Here is a 16,131-nt window from a genome sequence, read left to right on the forward strand (position 1 = left end):
CGGTGCGTTCGGTAGAGGAACAGCAGGCCAGAGTGGCGGCCGCTGCGGTGGCCCCGCGCCCGGTGCGCGTGCCGATCGCCGAGGCGCAGGGCCTGATGTGCGCCGAGGAAGTGATCACCGAACATCCTTTGCCGGGCTTCGACCAGGCCGCCATCGACGGGTATGCGGTCCGCAGTGTGGACGTTCAGGGTCTGGGCGCCGATTCCGATGACGAGCAGGGCGCCGAGGTCAGCCTGCCGGTGATGGGCGTGATCGAGGCGGGTGCGCGCACTCCGAGCCGGCTGCAGCCCAAACAAGCCGCCCGGGTGCAGACCGGTGCGCCGATGCCGACGCTGGCCGATGCCGTGTTGCCGTTGCGCTGGACCGACGGCGGTCAGGCGCGAGTGCGGGTGCTGCGCGGGGTCCGGTCGGGCGCCTATGTCCGGCGGGCGGGTGACGACGTGCAGCCCGGTGACGTCGCGGTGCGCGCCGGCGCGACGATCGGCGCCGCGCAGGTGGGATTGCTTGCCGCGGTCGGCCGCGAACGGGTGCTGGTGCATCCGCGTCCCCGGGTGACCGTGATGAGCGTGGGCGGCGAGTTGGTCGACATCTCCCGGACGCCCGGTAATGGTCAGGTCTACGACGTCAACTCCTATGCGATCGCCGCCGCGGCGCGCGATGCCGGCGCCGAGGTGAACCGGGTCGGCATCGTCAGCACCGATCCGAAGTCGCTGCGCGAGGCCGTCGAGGGTCAGCTCAACCGAGCCGAGGTGGTCGTGATCGCGGGTGCGGTCGGCGGGGCTGCGGCCGAAGGTGTGCGCGCGGTGCTGTCCAAGCTCGGCGAGATGGAGGTCACCCGAATCGCCATGCATCCCGGGTCGGTGCAGGGCTTCGGTCAGCTGGGGCGCGAACGGGTCCCGACGTTCCTGTTGCCGGCGAACCCGGTCAGCGCGCTGGTGGTTTTCGAGGTCATGGTCCGCCCGCTGATTCGGCTCTCGCTGGGCAAGCGGCAGTCGCTCCGGCGTGTCGTGCAGGCCCGGGCGTTGTCGCCGATTTCGTCGGTGCCCGGACGGAAGGGCTTCCTTCGGGGACAGCTGATGCGCGATCAGGACACCGGTGAGTATCTGGTGCAGGCGCTCGGCGGCGCCCCGGGTGCGTCGTCGCATCTCTTGGCGACGCTGGCCGAGGCCAACTGCTTGGTCGTGGTGCCCACCGAGCTGGATCAGGTCAGAACCGGCGAGGTCGTCGATGTCGCCTTCCTTGCTCAACGAGGCTGAACCGCGGAGCATGAGTGAATTTGTGGCGTAACAGTTCCCTGCACCCGGGCTGGCCCGCTTCCGTCGGTCCGTTGCGGGTCACCGCAGGGGTCATCCGGTTGCGTCCGGTGCGAATGCGCGACGCCGCGATGTGGAGCCGCATACGCCTGGCGGACCGACGCTATCTCGAGCCGTGGGAGCCGACTGCCGAGGTGGATTGGACTGTGCGACATGCAGTTTCGTCCTGGCCGCCGGTGTGTTCGGGCCTCCGGGCGGAGGCGCGCAAGGGTCGGATGCTGCCGTATGTGATCGAACTCGACGGCCAGTTCAGCGGTCAGCTCACGATCGGCAACGTGACCCACGGGGCGTTGCGCTCAGCCTGGATCGGCTACTGGGTGTCCAGTGCCGTCACCGGCGCGGGGGTGGCCACGGGTGCGCTTGCGCTGGGGCTCGACCACTGTTTCGGGCCGGTCGGTCTGCATCGGGTGGAGGCGACCGTGCGCCCGGAGAATGCGGCGAGCCGGGCGGTGTTGGCCAAGGTCGGCTTCCGTGAGGAGGGCCTGCTGGAGCGGTACCTCGATGTCGACGGCGCGTGGCGCGACCATCTGCTGGTGGGGATGACGGTGGAAGAGGTCGAGGGCTCGGTGGTGGGCCGGCTGGTGCACCGCGGGCTGGCGAAGTGGGCGTGATTGCTGAGGCGACTTGTTACTAATGTGACATTTGTGGCTGTTGGTGCTTGTCAAGGGCAAATTACAAGTGTGTAATTGACTCCGGCGCGCCGTCCCGGGTTGCCAGGGTCACGGACCTAGCCTGGACGCGAAAGGAGCAGGCCAACATGCCAAGCATCCCCCAATCATTGCTCTGGATTTCGCTTGTGGTGCTGTGGTTGTTCGTGTTGGTCCCGATGCTCATCAGCAAGCGCGACAACGTCCGTCGGACCAGCGACGTCGCGCTTGCCACCCGGGTGCTCAACGGTGCCGAGAAGTCCCGCCGATTCAAGCGCAGCGGCCCCTCGGCCGGTCATCGGCACGACCCGGACTGGCAGCCCGAAGAGGACCAGCTCGACGAGCTGGACTCCGACGACGAGGTGACGCCGTCGCGGACCCGCACGGTTGTCGTGGTGGCCGCCGTCGCCGAGGAGGCCGAGTCGGATTACCTCGACGTGGACGTGGTCGACGAGGATTCCGGCGCGCTGCCGGTCGGAGGCACCGCGCGCAGCGCCCAGGTCCAGCCGAGCCTGTTCGACGAAGCCCCGGCGCCGGTGGTGGCCGAGCCCGTGGCAGAGGTCGACGAGACCAGCGACGAGACCAGCGACGAGACCAGCGACGAAGCCCAGGATGAGCAGGCCGACGCCGAGCCCGCCGGCGACGACACCGATCAGTTCCAGGCGGTCACCGAGGATCAGCCGCAGGACGGCACCGAGGACGAATACGAATACGTCGAGGACACGTCCGGTCTGGAAGCCGAGGACGAGCCGGCGACGACCGTGACGCCGAGGGCGGGCCGGCCGCGTCGGTCGGAGTCCACGACGGCCGCGGCGGTCAGCGCCCGCAAGTACCGCTTCCGCAAGCGGATGCTGATGGCGATGGCTGCGGTCATGGTCGTCACAGCCGTGCTGTCCTTCACCGTCAGCTCGGATCTGTGGTGGGTCACCGGCGCGGCCGCTGCCGTGACGGTGCTGTACCTCGGCTATCTGCGCCGTCAGACCAGGATCGAGGAGCAGGTGCGTCGGCGTCGCCAGCAGCGGATGGCACGCTCACGGCTCGGAGTCGAGAACACCCAGGACCGCGAATTCGACGTCGTGCCGTCCCGGTTGCGCCGTCCCGGCGCCGCGGTGCTGGACATCGACGACGAGGATCCGATCTTCGAGCACCTCGACGAGGTCGCGTTCGCGCGGCACTTCGACCTGCCGCGGGCGGCAGGCCAGTAGGTCTCCGGTTTCAACTAGGCGGGCTGCGACTGGTAGCCTGCTAGCGACCAAGGGGCTATAGCGCAGTTGGTAGCGCGTCTCGTTCGCATCGAGAAGGTCAGGGGTTCGATTCCCCTTAGCTCCACAGAGTTTGACCAGTTCAGGGCGTAGTCTCTGGCTGGCCTTCCGAGGCCGCCCGCAGTGGCGCGAATTGCGACGTCGGTACGCGCGGGATCGGCCCGGCGACAGACGGTTCCGATGCCGAAGTCCCCGAAATCTCGCGCCTCCGCCGATGTTGGCCGTAGCCTGTTTGAGGTCGGGGACCGCTGACGAAGAATCCTTTGCTGGGATTGCGCGTTGATTGCCGGAGGGATAGGTCATGTCGGACGCCGGTGCGCTCGGTGACGAGCATCGACTGCGGCGGCTCATCGACAAACTTCCGGCCATGGTGGGGTACTGGGACGGCGATCTGCGCAATGTGGTCGCCAACGACGCCCACCGGCAGTTCTTCGGTCTGACTCCCGCCGAGATCCGGGGCATGCACATCACCGATTTGCTCGTCGGGGATCTCGGCGAAGCGAGCCTGCCGTACGTCTACGCCGCGATGGCGGGCGAGGACCAGATATTCGAGAAGACGCTGACCGACCACAACGGCATCACCCGCCATGTCCAGGCCTCCTACCTGCCGGATCTGGTGGACGGGCAGGTGCGCGGGTTGTATGTGCAGGTGGCCGATGTGACCGCGCGGGTCGAGGCCGAGCGGTCCCGCGACGACGCTCAGCGGTTGTTCGAGATCAGCATGGACAACGCGCCGTTCGGGAAAGCGGTGTTCACCACCGACGGGCGGGCGCTCTACATCAACTCCGCCCTGCGCGAGTTGCTCGGCATCCAGCCCCACGATGCGGCAGCTCTGCACTACTACGACGGCGTCCACCCCGACGATTTCGCTGTGGCGGAACAGGATTGGCGCGAGCTGCTATCCGGCGCGGCAGATCAGATCGCCACCGAGGTTCGTTATGTCCGCAGCGACGGCGCCATCATCTGGGTGCATCGCGCCGCGGTGCTGGCCCCCGGCGCTCACGGCGGTGCCGACGTCGTGATCGCCCAGCTTCAGGACGTCACCGCCCGCAAGGGCATAGAAGTCGAACTGGCCCACCGCGCCGTGACGGATCCGCTCACCGGTCTGCAGAACCGGCACTCGCTGGTCGCTCGGATCGCCGAGCATCGCACCGCTCATCCCGGCGACTGGGTGGCGGTGTTGTTCATCGACCTCGACGGGTTCAAGACGGTCAACGATTCGCACGGCCACGCCGCGGGCGATGCCGTCCTGGAAGCCGCCGCTCGACGGCTTGCCGAGGCGGTCGTGTCGCCCAATGCGGTCTATCGTCTCGGCGGCGACGAGTTCGTCGTCGTGGTCGTCGACGACGTCAGCGCGCCTGTCGTCGAGCAATTGGCGCAGGACGTGGGGGCTGCGGTCAGCGGCACGTATCCGGTCGAGGACGGGGAGGTGACGCTCGCGGCATCGGTGGGGTGGGCAAGCAGCCGGACCGCGGACGCCGCCGAGCTCATCCGCGACGCGGATGTCGACATGTACCGGCACAAAGCACGGCACCGACAGGGTGATCAACGCCTCAGCTCAACCGAAATTGTCGCGCGCGACGGCGAGTAGGCTGCGGGTAGGAAACCGCTACCCGAGGAGGATGCCACGTCCGCCGATCGGCCCAATTTGGGCCAACTCATCATGTACTCGTACGGGTTCCGACGCCTGCCCGATTCCATGCGGGAATGGGTCGCGAACGATCTCGCAGGCCCCGGCGCCGTCAAGCGGTTCATGCTCAAAGCGGCGATCCCGCCGTTCTTCCTCCTGGCGCCGTTCTGGCTGCTGCCGGTGGAGAACAACTCTGTCTACGTGCACGCCGAGATGACGGTGCCGCTCTATCTGTGGACGCTGGCGATTTCGCTTGCGCTGAACAAGGTTTGGCGGCGTCATCGGCTGGCCGTGCACGGCCTGGACCCGAACCTGGTCGACGTGATCAAGCGGCAGAAGAACGCGCGCATCGAAGAGGATTACATCGCACGATTCGGTCCGCGCCCGCAGGACGCCGAGCACCAGAAGAACAGCAATCCGTTCTTCTGATCAGTCGGCGACGTCGAAGGCCTTGATCACCTTCGTCGGGTTCACCCGGACGACCAATTCACCGGGCACGCCGTTGCGCCTGCCGAATTCTTCGGCGCGCTCGGGGCCCATGTAGCGGGCCGCGATACGGGTCGCGAGATCGAGCAGTTCGTCGGGATCCTCGCTGAGCGACGCGGTGCCTTGAACCTGAACGAAGGAGAACGGCGGACCCTGGTCGTCGACGCAGATCGCGACCCGCGGGTCGCGGCTCAGCGCACGGCCTTTGGCGGTCGCCTTTCCGGTGTTGAACACGAGCTGGCCACCGTCGATGATGAACCACACCGGGGCAACGAGCGGCCTGCCGTCTGCCGCGACATAAGCCAGTTTCGCCGTTCGGGTGCCCGCGGACAGGAACGCGGCCACGTCGTCGGAGAGTTCGTCCATACCGTCGAGGCTAGGCGCATGACCCGCGAAGCGTTTCGACCCCTACCGCCGGTGGCAATACTCGAGTGGCGCGTCGTCGGGTTTGGCAGGCAAGGTTGAAGCAAGACAAAGTCAGGAGTCTCATGTCGCAGACGGTGGAGTCCATGCCCGACGATGGACCGCCCGACGAGGGTGAAACCGGCAATGCGCCTGCCGAGATCACCTACGACGAGCATCTGCACCCCGCCCGACCTCGAACGTTGCGGTTCCGTCCGCGGGTGCGAAACCCATTCGTACGCAGGTCGATTGCCCAGGACGGCTCGCCGACCGCGGACAATCAGGCCTACGTGTCGTGGCTGCTGTCACAGTCGATGCTCGCCGACGCCAATGAGATCAGCCAGCAATTCTCCGGCCAGGGTTCGATGTGGCAGAACCCGTATGCCACGCCGAGCCCACGCAGTGCCGTCGACGCCGCGTCGGTCTGGTTCACCGCGTACCCGCTGTCGCTCATCACCCGGCCCGAGGAGTCGTTCCTCAAGGCCATGGCCGATGAAGCGATGTGGAAGGCATTCGCCGAGATCGGCATCGAGGGAATCCACACCGGGCCCGTCAAACGCGCCGGTGGCATCGCCGGCTGGCAGCTGACACCCAGCGTCGACGGCCACTTCGACCGGATCAGCACCCAGATCGACCCGGCGTTCGGCACCGAGGACGAGTTCCGCCAGATGTGCGGCACCGCGAACTGGTACGGCGGCACGATTCTCGACGACATCGTGCCCGGACACACCGGCAAGGGCGCGGATTTCCGGCTCGCCGAGATGAAGTACGCCGACTATCCCGGCATCTACCACATGATCGACATCGATCCGCTGGACTGGGAGCACCTGCCCGACGTTCCGCACGGCCGGGACTCGGTCAACGTCGACGCCGCGACGGAGGAATGGCTCGACAAGGCCGGCTACATCATCGGGCGGCTGCAGCGCGTGATCTTCTATGCCGAGGGCATCAAGGAGACCAACTGGAGCGTCACCCGCCCCGTGGTCGGCATCGACGGCGTCGAGCGGCGATGGGTGTATCTGCACTACTTCAAGGAGGGTCAGCCCTCGATCAACTGGCTCGACCCGTCGTTCGCCGGGATGCGCCTCGTCATCGGCGACGCGCTGCACTCACTGACCGATCTCGGTTCCGGTGGGTTGCGTCTCGACGCCAACGGCTTCCTCGGCGCCGAGAAGACCTCCGGCGACGACGGCGTGGGATGGTCGGAAGGCCACCCGCTTTCGCAGGCGGCCAATCAGTTCATCGGAAGCATGGTGCGCAAGCTGGGCGGTTTCACCTTCCAGGAACTGAACCTGACCATCGACGACATCAAGGAGACCAGCGGCACCGGCGCCGATCTGTCCTACGACTTCGTCAACCGGCCCGCGTACCACCACGCGCTGGCGACCGCCGACACCGAGTTTCTGCGCCTGACGCTGCGGACAGCCATCGAACTCGGCGTGGACCCGGCATCGCTGGTGCACGCGCTGCAGAACCACGACGAGCTGACCTACGAGCTGGTGCACTGGTCCAACGGCCACAAGGACGATATCTATACCTACAAAGGCCATGAGATCACCGGCGAGGCGCTCGGCGAACGGGTGCGCGCCGACCTCACCGAGGCGCTCACCGGACCGGCCGCACCGTACAACCGCGTATTCACGACGAACGGAATCGCTTGCACCACAGCGACAGTGATCGCCGCGACGCTGGGATACCGCGACCTCGACGACATCGACGGCGACATCGACCGCATCCGCCGGGCGCACCTGCTGCTGGCCATGTTCAACGCCCTTCAGCCCGGGGTGTTCGCGCTGTCCGGCTGGGACCTTTGCGGCATGCTCACGTTGCCGTCAGCCCAGGTCGCCGACCTGATGCACGGTGGTGACACCCGCTGGATCCACCGTGCGGCGCACGACCTGATGGGCGTCAACCCGGCAGCGACGAAGTCGAACGCCGGAATGCCGCGTGGCCGAAGCCTGTACGGATCGATTCCGGACCAGCTCGCCGACGACACCAGCTTCCTTCGCCAATTGCAGGCGATACTGCGGGTGCGGGCGCACTATGGCATCGCGACCAGCCGCCAGGTCGACATTCCCGAGGTGTCGCATCGCGGCATGCTGGTGATGGTGCACCAGCTCGACGCACCCGAGCAGTATCAGCTGACCGTGTTGAACTTCGCCAACGAGGACATCGCAGGCACTGTCCGATCCAAGACTCTGCCGCCGGGCGCGACCGTGCGCGACATGTTCACCGGGGCGCAGATTGCGGTCGTCGACGATCTGCACAGCTTCGCGGTCGAGATGATTCCGCATCACGGGATGGCGCTGCTGGTCGAAGTGGAACCTGCCGACGACGACGTGTCGGCCTGAGTTGGCCTGGCGCGTAACGTCTTTCGCGCGACCAGCCCGCTCCGCGAGGAGGCTGAGTGATACTGCCGGGGTGGCTGAAATCCGAGAAGCCGTCCCCGATGACGCGATGGAGCTCGCGCAGGTCCATGTGAGGTCCTGGCGTGCGGGTTATCGGGGTCTCGTCGCGCAGAGTTACCTGGACGCGTTGGACCCCGAGGAGCGGGTGAAGCGGTTCGCTCTGGATGCCATGGAGCTCCGCGGTCCCTACACCCTGGTGGCGGTCGATCACGGCGCGATATGCGGCCACGTCACAATCGGACGATCGCGCGACGACGACATGCCCGACAGCGGTGAGGTGTGGGCGCTCTACGTCGACCCGCAGAGCTGGGGTGCCGGGATCGGCCGTGCGCTGCTGGCCGCGGGCTGCGACCGCTTGCGGACCGCCGGGCACCGACGCGCGTTCCTGTGGGTACTTTCGGCGAACGACGACGCGCGGCGCTTCTACGAACGGGCCGGCTGGACCGCCGATGGACGCGAGCGATTCGACGTCTTCGGCGACACGCCTGTGCGCAAGTCGAGTTACGGCACCCTGCTCGAGAATTCAGGGAGCCAGCCGTAGCACGCGAGACCGTACGAGCGCCTCGATCAGGCCCACCTTCTCCTCGTCGGTCAGACCGCCCGGCAGTTCGCGTACATAGAAATCCCCGGTGCCCGCGATGAAGTCGAGAGCTTCCCTCGCCAGGGAGTTGACCTGCAGAACCGTCTCCCCGCTGTCGTCGATCACGGCGACCGTCTCGTCATCGGCGTCGATGTGCAGGAAGTCCTCGCGCAGGACGCGTCGCGATGGGGTGACGCTGGTGTCGTCGTACCAGATGGCCGGCAGCGGCTCACCGAACAACTCCTGATAGCGGCCCTGGAAGTCGTTGAAGGAGCCGATGTTCGACTGTGGTTGCGCCGCCGGGTCATAGTCGACCACCGGCGAGTGGTGCACATAGCGACCGAAGAACCGGTGCCCGAAGTCGGTGTACTCGGTCGTGAACAGGATGAAGGCGTGCCACGCCTGGTCGACCATCGCCGACGGCATGCCGAACGACATCTCCGGAGTTGCCTCACAGAGCACCAGGTACTTCTTGGCCTCGGTGAAAAGCAGTTCGGCCGCCTCGGCGGTATCGGCGACCCGATCCTTGACCAGTCGCTCGATCACGAAAGGCGCGGGATAGGCCAACGCCTGGTGCAGCCGGGCGTCGAGCGTCACGGGGCTAGCGGGCGCGGGCGAAGCAGAGCATGCCGTCGCGGCCCCGGATGCCCGCCTTGTCGGCGCCGCGTCCGCGGTCGCTGGTGACGGTGAGCCGGCCGACGTACACGGTCTCGGTGGTGGCTTTCACGGTGCTCATCGGATGTCTCCCTGTCTCGTCCGGGCGGCCCTTCGCCATCCGGGGTGAACTCACTATCCCGTGCCGGCTCGACTCCGGCAGTCCGCTGATCGGGCTGTATTCGGGCTGATGCGACTGTCCACCGATCGGCTGACCCGTGGCACCGAGGCCCTAGAGTCGAAGGATCCTGTCTTGCACAACCGGTGGGGGAGTTGCCGATGAGTGGGTGGATCGTCAGTCACATCCCGCCGGGCCCGCTTCTTGTCCTCCTGATCGTCGTGATCGGCGGGGGAGGGATGCTGCTCGCCGCGGGCGTGCGACGCCTGTTCCCGGCCCTGACCCGTGACGAGCACAATGACGTCACCAAGTTCACCTATAGCTTCATCGGCTTCATCTATGCGTTCTTCATCGGTTTCATCGTCTCGTCGATGTGGGGACAGATCTCCACCGCCGACGCCAACGCCCGGGCCGAGGGTTCTGCAGCTATCGAAATGGCCAGGGATCTAGGGGTTTTCGACAAAGCCGACGCCGATCGGATCCGGCAGAGCCTGCTCGACTACGAGAACGCCGCCATCGCGGAGTGGAACAGCGACCGCAGCGCCCGGTCGCCGGAGGCCGACGCCGCTCTGGCGAAGGTGTCCGCGGCCTACCATCAGGTGACCGCGACGACCGACAGTCAGAAGGCTCTCCTGTCGAGTTCATACGCCAACTTGGACAAGGTAAGTCAGGCCCGCACCGTCCGCCTGCTCACCGCACGCGAAGACACCGGTCCGCCGTGGCCGTTGTGGGCGGTCATCTTCCTCACCAGCGCGATGGTTCTCGGCACTGTGATCATCTACGGGGTGGAGAAGGCCGGGATGCACTATCCGATGGTGGCGATCGTCGGCCTCATCGTGGCGACCAATCTCTTCCTCATCCTCGAGCTTTCCCATCCGTTCATCGGTGGCATCTCCACATCGCCGGACCCGCTGTACGAGGTTGTCTCGGTTCTCACCACCACACAGTGATGGCTCCCGGCTTGTTGCGTGGAACCGATCACCGCGTCGCGAATGCCGGTGCCACGAAGCGCTCCAACACCGCACGCTCCTGCCGCACACTCGCGATCGGCGAGTAGGCCAACGACACGACAACCCGCACAATCCACTGCGCGGCCTGCGGGTCGTCGTCGGTGATACCGGTGAGTTCGGCGGCGAGATGGGCGAGCATGGGCGAGGAATGCAACTCCCTCAGGTCCGGTGGACTGCCGGCGCTGAACATCAGTCGCCGCAGCGGGTCTGATCGAATCTGCTGGAGCGCCACGGTGATTGCGGTGATCACCCGTTCCGCACCGGTGAGCTCCGCCACGGAATTCCGAACGGTGTCGATGATGCCCGCCGCCAGGCGCATCAACACCGCGTCGCGGATCTGGGCCTTGCCGCCGGCGTGGCGGTACACCGTGGCCCGCGAACAGTGCACTCTCGCGGCCACGGTGTCGATGTCCAACGCGTCCAGCCCGTCGCGGATGACGAGCTCGGTCGCGGCGGTGTAGATGCGCTCTGCCGCCGCCGTGGCGCGGTCGCCGCCCAGGACCCAGTCGTTGCGAGACATGGCAGACATCTTCTCAGCTATGAGACGACATGCTTGCCCGAATCGGGTATGAGCGCTGTTCAAGCCGTTGTGTTGAGACGCTGGTATCGCGCAGAGCGCAGGGTCGGTATCGACTTGTCCTCTCGCGATTGACGTGGCGGCTGCCCACCGCTCAGCGTGAAGGCATGACATCGGCGGACACGGGTCTCGGGCTGGCGCTCTTCGAGGATCAGTACATCCAGGACCCGCACCCGCTGTACGCACGCATGCATCAGACCGGTGACGTCCACCCGATCGGGGACTCGGGCTTCTACGCCGTGAGCAGCTGGGCTGCCGTCAACGAGGCGGTTACTCGTCCCGATGACTTCTCCTCGAACCTGACCGCCACGATGATGTACGAGCCTCCCCACACCGTCACCGCGTTCCCGATCGGCGAACTCGGCGGCGACATGCAGGCATTGGCGACCGCGGACGAGCCAGTGCATTCCCTGCACCGAAAGTTGTTGCTACCTCAACTGGCCGCGAAACGCATCCGCGCGTCCGAAGCGTTCATCGTCGACACCGCAGGGACGCTGTGGGAGACGAATGCCGACGACGACGGCATCGAGTGGATGAGCGCGATGGCCAATCGGTTGCCGATGATGATCGTCGGCCGGATCATCGGGGTGCCCGACGCGGACATCGACAGGATCATCCAGTGGGGATACTCGGCCACCCAGGTGGTCGAAGGCCTGGTCACTCCCGCTCAGATGGAGTCCGCCGGCGTCGCCGTGATGGAGCTCAGTACGTATATCGCCGACCAATTCGGCCAGGCTGCGGCCGAGCCCCGTGGCAACTTGTTGGGTGATCTGGCCGCCGAATGTGCGGCCGGCGACCTCGGTGACATTGCCGCGCTGGCGATGATGATCACGCTGTTCAGCGCCGGAGGTGAATCCACCGCGTCGCTGATCGGCTCTGCCGCTTACCTTCTCGCCACCCGGCCGGACGTGCAGCGCCGGCTCCGCAATAGTCCCGACCAGCTCGGGGCGTTCCTGGAGGAAGTGCTCCGCTTCGAGCCGCCGTTCCGCGGGCACTACCGCCACGTCGTCCACGACACAGAATTGTTCGGCGTCGAACTCGAAGCGGGATCACGACTGTTGCTGTTGTGGGGCGCCGCCAACCGGGACCCGTCGCATTTCGACGATCCCGCCGAGTTCCGGCTCGATCGGCCGGCAGGCAAGGGGCACATCACCTTTGGCAAGGGCGCGCACTTCTGTGTCGGCGCGGCCCTGGCTCGGTTGGAGGCTCAGATCGTCATCGGCGAGCTACTGGAGCGCACCGCGACCGTCGATGCCGCCGAGGTCGGACGGTGGCTGCCGAGCCTTCTGGTGCGGCGTCTCGAGAAGCTCCAATTGTCCTTCAGGTAGCTCAAAGCTGCACAGCCGCATACTGTTCGACGTAGGTCTGCTCGCCCGAACCGTAGTACGTGCGCCCGCGGACGCGGTCGGCGTGGTCACAGCGGCGGACCGGGGCGTGCGGAGTGTGGCGTCGGCGCTACGGGGTCAGTGGTGACCGCTGCCGCCGACCTCGGCGGGCAGTGGTGGCGGCAACGGCGTCGTCGACGTGGGTGTGCTGCTGGTGGGGGTCGACGACGTCGTCGGTGACGACGATGTGGACGGCGCGGCCGATGTCGATGTCGAAGTCGATGTCTGGGGGCCGTGAAAGTCCACCCACGATTCCTTGCGCACCACTGTCGTTCCTGAGCTGACCACCAGCGCACTCGAATTCACGGTGTAGGTGATGCCGTCGTTCACCGCGCTGTAGGAGCCGTCGCCGGAACTGGAAGCGGACAGGACCAGCTTGGCGCCGTCGCGGACCCGCACGCCGCGGTACTCGTATCCGCCGGTCGTCTTGCAGATCGCCACCCGGGAGCTGTCCGTACTGCCGAACAGCACCGCGGCGCCTGGACAGCGAGCCGTCGAGTCGAGGTAGCCGTACGTGTCGAAGCCCGGGGTGGCGGCGGCGTGCGGCAGGGCGGTCATCAGCGCAGCGGCGCATGCCGCAGCGGCCGCAGCGCCTGCGGCGCGGATCGCAGAAGAAGACATCGACTTCCACGACACCATGCCGATGCGGGGCGGGCGACCGCCGATGCCGACTCGGCACGCGATCGTTAGTTTGCCGAGACCCGCACGGTTGCTTGTAGACAGATTCGCGATTGTGTACTGTGACCGGGCGCACAGTCGGTAGGGTGCGAGCGCATATCACTGTCGGGGATCAGATGGAGTTCGGGATGCGAAATCAGGCAGGCGTTGGGCATCGGGTACTGAAAGCACTGGCGACGATCGTCTCGGCGGTCGCGTTCTTCGTGATGTCGGCGCTGCCCGCCTGGGCCGCCGACTCGATCACCCTGACCTGGGTGCGGCACGGCGAGTCGTACGGCAACGTCGCCGGAGCCGGTATCGACACCAAGGTGCCCGGCCCGCATCTCACCGAGCTCGGCGAACAGCAGGCCGAAGCCATCGCCCAGCAGCTCAAAGACGGCGGCTACGACAGCATCTACGTCTCCGACATGATCCGGACCCACGAGACGGCAGCCCCGCTCGCGACGGAGACCGGGCTCACCCCGATCCAGGAGGGTGGCTTCCGGGAGATCAGCGCCGGCATCTTCGAGGGATCGCCGATCGACAGCGGGCTCGGCCGCATCGGCTACTTCCTGATCCCGGTGGCGTGGACCCTGGGCCTGCGGAGCCTGCCCATCCCGCTCGGCGAGAACGGCAACGGCTTCGAGTCCCGGGTCAACGGTGCGATCGCCTCGGTGATCGCCAATGGTGACACCAAGCCGGTGATCTTCTCGCACGGTGCCACGATCATGGTCTGGACGATGATGAACGTCGACAATCCCGACGTCATGCTGATGCTCACGCATCCGCTGGGCAACACCGCTGTCGTGGTCGTGACCGGCAACCCGGAGGACGGCTGGACGCTGCAGAGCTGGGATGGTGTTGTCGTCAGCCAGAATCCGTCGCTCGCAGGCAAGCTGTTCGTCAATACGCGCAGCCTGATCGTGGCGCCGCAGACGGCGGTCTACGACGTCGTCCAGGCCGTCAAGACCGGCGATATCAGCAAGGTGGTGGCGGCCGTGCGCGACGGCGTCGCCCTCGTCGCCAAGGCAGGCGTCGACTTCGTCAAGAACTCCGTCACCGATATCGCGCAGGCGATCCGCGGGGCGTTGCCCGCCTCGGCGAGCCCGGTCGTCAGTCCTCTTGCCGCCAAGGTGAAGTCGCCCGCCGCGGCGGCTGTCACGGCGGAATCGGGCAAGGCGGAACCGGGCAAGGTCAACGCCGGTTCCAGTCGCAAGGCCGCGTCGAAGGCCACTGCGTCCGGCCAGGGCGCGGGCAGTGGCAAGGCAGACGGGGGAGCCAAGAAGGGCACCGGCTCCAGCCGGCGGTCCGCACACAAAGCGGCTGCCTGACAGACGGTTTCGCGCTCAGCGGCGATACTGCGACTCGAGCACCAGATCGGGCACGAGTTTCTGGTACTCCATGTGCGTGCGGTGTTCCACCGTGGTCCAGCCGTCGCCCTCGTGGTCGTGCATGAAGGCCCGGTACTTCGGGGAGCCGGGGAAGCCCACGTTGTCGGCGACGACGACGGCCCCGCTGCGTAGCCAGCCCCGCTCGACGATGCTGAGCAAGTCCGCCAGGTAAGCGTTCTTGTCATGGTCGATGAACAGGAAATCGACTGTGCCTGAGTCGAATCCGTGCTCGTCATGCAGCGTGTCGAGCGTGCGACCGCCATCGCCGACCGTTCCGACCACGCAGGTGACGCGGTCTGCCACACCTGCGTGCGCCCAGATTCGCCGGGCCACTGCGGCATTCGCCGCTGCGAGTTCGACGGAGTACACCCGCGCCGACGGGGCTGCTCGCGCGATCCGCAACGCGCCGTACCCGCAGTAGGTGCCCAATTCCAGCGCCAGTCGGGGATCGGCACGGCGCACCGCGGCATCGAGCAGCGCGCCCTTCTCGTCGCCGATGTTGACCAGAAACGACTTCGCGTAGGCGTACTCGTCGATGGTGGCCAGCACGCTGTCGATGTCGCCGCGACGGGCGTTGGCCTCGACATAGTCGGCCGCCGCGGCCTCCCGGCCGTCGCCGATCTGGCCCGTCCTGTTGAAGTTCCGGATTCCGATGCCGGTGCGCAGCACCGACCATCGCAGCAGTGGCAAACGCTGGCGAAGATTCATGGACTCACGCTACGTTGTGCTCGCGGGTGCCAGTGACGCGCTTGCGAGAGGTGTGTGTGCGGGCAATATCGTCGCCCGTCGCCCGCAAAGGCGGCGGCCGGACAGTCCTGGCCGTGAGCTACGGCGTCGTTTGTCATGCGCTGTTTGTCGTGGCCGTCGGTTCGATGGTCGTCGCGATGTACTTCGGCATGAGCCGCTCGCTCGGCAGGGTGCCGGCCCCATGGAGCTGGGTCGCCAACGCCGCCCTTCTTCTTCAATTCCCGGTCATCCACTCACTGCTGCTCACCGGCCGCGGCCGGACAGTCCTCGCCAAGCTGGCGCCGCGGGGCACCGGTGCCACGCTGGCGCCGACGACCTATGTCATCGCGGGCTCGCTCCAGCTGATCGCCCTCTTCGCGCTGTGGACGCCGAGCGGAACGATCTGGTGGCAGGCGCACGGATCGGCGTTGACCATGGTCGTCGCGCTGTACGCGTTCGCCTGGATCCTGCTGGGGAAGTCGATGGTCGACGCCGGCCTGTCACTGCAAACCGGCAGCCTGGGCTGGGTCGCCCTACTGCGGGACCGCAAGCTGGTCTTCCCGAAAATGCCCACGACCGGTCTTTTCCGGCTCACCAGACAGCCGATCTACGTCGCGTTCGCGCTGACGGTCTGGACGGTGCCGACCTGGACTCCCGATCAGCTGGTTCTGGCCCTGGTATTCACCACATATTGCCTGGTAGGGCCGCTGTTCAAGGAGGCTCGCTTCCGTCGCGTGTTCGGTGCCGAGTTCGACAACTATGCGCGGGGAGTGCCCTATTGGTTACCGTGGCCAGGTAGGTTGCGAGGCCGTTCGGGGAGGCGTTGTGAACCTCCTGCTGGTCGTATACGTATCAGCAGAAGGCAGGGCTGAACCTAAGGACGGA

General features: G+C 66.5%; 17 protein-coding genes and 1 tRNA gene. 12 read left to right on the forward strand and 6 right to left on the reverse strand.

Annotation, left to right across the window (positions count from 1 at the left end):
- Positions 1-2: 2 nt before the first annotated feature.
- The 6 genes from glp to G6N32_RS04890 all read left to right on the forward strand — a co-directional run bounded on the left by glp (position 3) and on the right by G6N32_RS04890 (position 5,281).
- On the forward strand, positions 3-1,256 hold the full coding sequence (glp, locus tag G6N32_RS04865) for a molybdotransferase-like divisome protein Glp (RefSeq protein ID WP_115317046.1): 1,254 nt from the start codon (positions 3-5) through the stop codon (positions 1,254-1,256).
- 14 nt (positions 1,257-1,270) lie between these two features.
- Positions 1,271-1,924, forward strand: a complete 654-nt coding sequence (locus G6N32_RS04870; protein ID WP_115317044.1) for a GNAT family N-acetyltransferase — start codon at positions 1,271-1,273, stop codon at positions 1,922-1,924.
- A 146-nt stretch (positions 1,925-2,070) separates the two neighbouring features.
- Positions 2,071-3,165 (forward strand): divisome protein SepX/GlpR, encoded by a 1,095-nt coding sequence (sepX, locus tag G6N32_RS04875; RefSeq protein ID WP_115317042.1) that lies wholly within the window; start codon positions 2,071-2,073, stop codon positions 3,163-3,165.
- Positions 3,166-3,216: 51 nt separating this feature from the next.
- Positions 3,217-3,289 (forward strand) — tRNA-Ala (locus tag G6N32_RS04880).
- A 234-nt stretch (positions 3,290-3,523) separates the two neighbouring features.
- Positions 3,524-4,813: a sensor domain-containing diguanylate cyclase gene (locus G6N32_RS04885; RefSeq protein ID WP_115317040.1), complete on the forward strand. Its 1,290-nt coding sequence runs from the start codon at positions 3,524-3,526 to the stop codon at positions 4,811-4,813.
- A gap of 57 nt (positions 4,814-4,870) precedes the next feature.
- Complete coding sequence (locus tag G6N32_RS04890) at positions 4,871-5,281, forward strand: DUF5313 domain-containing protein (RefSeq protein WP_264028799.1); 411 nt, start codon at positions 4,871-4,873, stop codon at positions 5,279-5,281.
- Here G6N32_RS04890 and G6N32_RS04895 read toward each other — a convergent pair whose 3' ends face one another.
- On the reverse strand, positions 5,282-5,704 hold the full coding sequence (locus G6N32_RS04895; RefSeq protein WP_115317036.1) for a PPOX class F420-dependent oxidoreductase: 423 nt from the start codon (positions 5,702-5,704) through the stop codon (positions 5,282-5,284).
- A gap of 122 nt (positions 5,705-5,826) precedes the next feature.
- Between G6N32_RS04895 and treS the strand changes: the two genes are divergently transcribed.
- On the forward strand, positions 5,827-8,091 hold the full coding sequence (treS, locus tag G6N32_RS04900) for a maltose alpha-D-glucosyltransferase (protein WP_115317034.1): 2,265 nt from the start codon (positions 5,827-5,829) through the stop codon (positions 8,089-8,091).
- A gap of 70 nt (positions 8,092-8,161) precedes the next feature.
- Positions 8,162-8,689 carry a GNAT family N-acetyltransferase gene (locus tag G6N32_RS04905; RefSeq protein WP_115317032.1) on the forward strand — a complete coding sequence of 176 codons (528 nt, stop codon included), beginning with the start codon at positions 8,162-8,164 and terminating at the stop codon, positions 8,687-8,689.
- Here the strand turns inward: G6N32_RS04905 and G6N32_RS04910 are convergent.
- Positions 8,672-9,325, reverse strand: a complete 654-nt coding sequence (locus G6N32_RS04910; protein WP_115317030.1) for a glycine-rich domain-containing protein — start codon at positions 9,323-9,325, stop codon at positions 8,672-8,674. The genes G6N32_RS04905 and G6N32_RS04910 overlap by 18 nt on opposite strands.
- Positions 9,326-9,329: 4 nt before the next feature.
- Positions 9,330-9,464: a hypothetical protein gene (locus G6N32_RS29085; RefSeq protein WP_264028800.1), complete on the reverse strand. Its 135-nt coding sequence runs from the start codon at positions 9,462-9,464 to the stop codon at positions 9,330-9,332.
- A 197-nt stretch (positions 9,465-9,661) separates the two neighbouring features.
- On the opposite strand from G6N32_RS29085, the gene G6N32_RS04915 reads away from it, so the two are divergent.
- Positions 9,662-10,450, forward strand: coding sequence for a bestrophin-like domain (locus G6N32_RS04915; RefSeq protein WP_115318826.1), 789 nt, complete (start codon positions 9,662-9,664; stop codon positions 10,448-10,450).
- Between the two features lie 28 nt (positions 10,451-10,478).
- Here the strand turns inward: G6N32_RS04915 and G6N32_RS04920 are convergent, their stop codons facing one another.
- Complete coding sequence (locus tag G6N32_RS04920; RefSeq protein WP_115317028.1) at positions 10,479-11,030, reverse strand: TetR/AcrR family transcriptional regulator; 552 nt, start codon at positions 11,028-11,030, stop codon at positions 10,479-10,481.
- A 164-nt stretch (positions 11,031-11,194) separates the two neighbouring features.
- Between G6N32_RS04920 and G6N32_RS04925 the strand changes: the two genes are divergently transcribed.
- The gene (locus tag G6N32_RS04925) at positions 11,195-12,415 is read left to right on the forward strand and encodes a cytochrome P450 (RefSeq protein WP_115317027.1); all 1,221 of its coding nucleotides are present in this window, start codon (positions 11,195-11,197) and stop codon (positions 12,413-12,415) included.
- A 135-nt stretch (positions 12,416-12,550) separates the two neighbouring features.
- On the opposite strand, the gene G6N32_RS04930 is transcribed toward G6N32_RS04925, so the two are convergent.
- Entirely contained in the window at positions 12,551-13,093 is a 543-nt protein-coding gene (locus G6N32_RS04930; protein WP_115318825.1) for a hypothetical protein, read from the reverse strand.
- A gap of 185 nt (positions 13,094-13,278) precedes the next feature.
- On the opposite strand from G6N32_RS04930, the gene G6N32_RS04935 reads away from it, so the two are divergent.
- Complete coding sequence (locus G6N32_RS04935; protein WP_163789128.1) at positions 13,279-14,460, forward strand: histidine phosphatase family protein; 1,182 nt, start codon at positions 13,279-13,281, stop codon at positions 14,458-14,460.
- A 15-nt stretch (positions 14,461-14,475) separates the two neighbouring features.
- Here the strand turns inward: G6N32_RS04935 and G6N32_RS04940 are convergent, their stop codons facing one another.
- On the reverse strand, positions 14,476-15,228 hold the full coding sequence (locus tag G6N32_RS04940) for an O-methyltransferase (RefSeq protein WP_115317023.1): 753 nt from the start codon (positions 15,226-15,228) through the stop codon (positions 14,476-14,478).
- A gap of 113 nt (positions 15,229-15,341) precedes the next feature.
- On the opposite strand from G6N32_RS04940, the gene G6N32_RS04945 reads away from it, so the two are divergent.
- Entirely contained in the window at positions 15,342-16,118 is a 777-nt protein-coding gene (locus tag G6N32_RS04945; RefSeq protein WP_232077494.1) for a methyltransferase family protein, read from the forward strand.
- The last annotated feature ends 13 nt before the right edge of the window (positions 16,119-16,131 follow it).

It is taken from the genome of Mycolicibacterium aichiense, assembly GCF_010726245.1.
Taxonomy (GTDB): Bacteria; Actinomycetota; Actinomycetes; order Mycobacteriales; family Mycobacteriaceae; genus Mycobacterium; species Mycobacterium aichiense.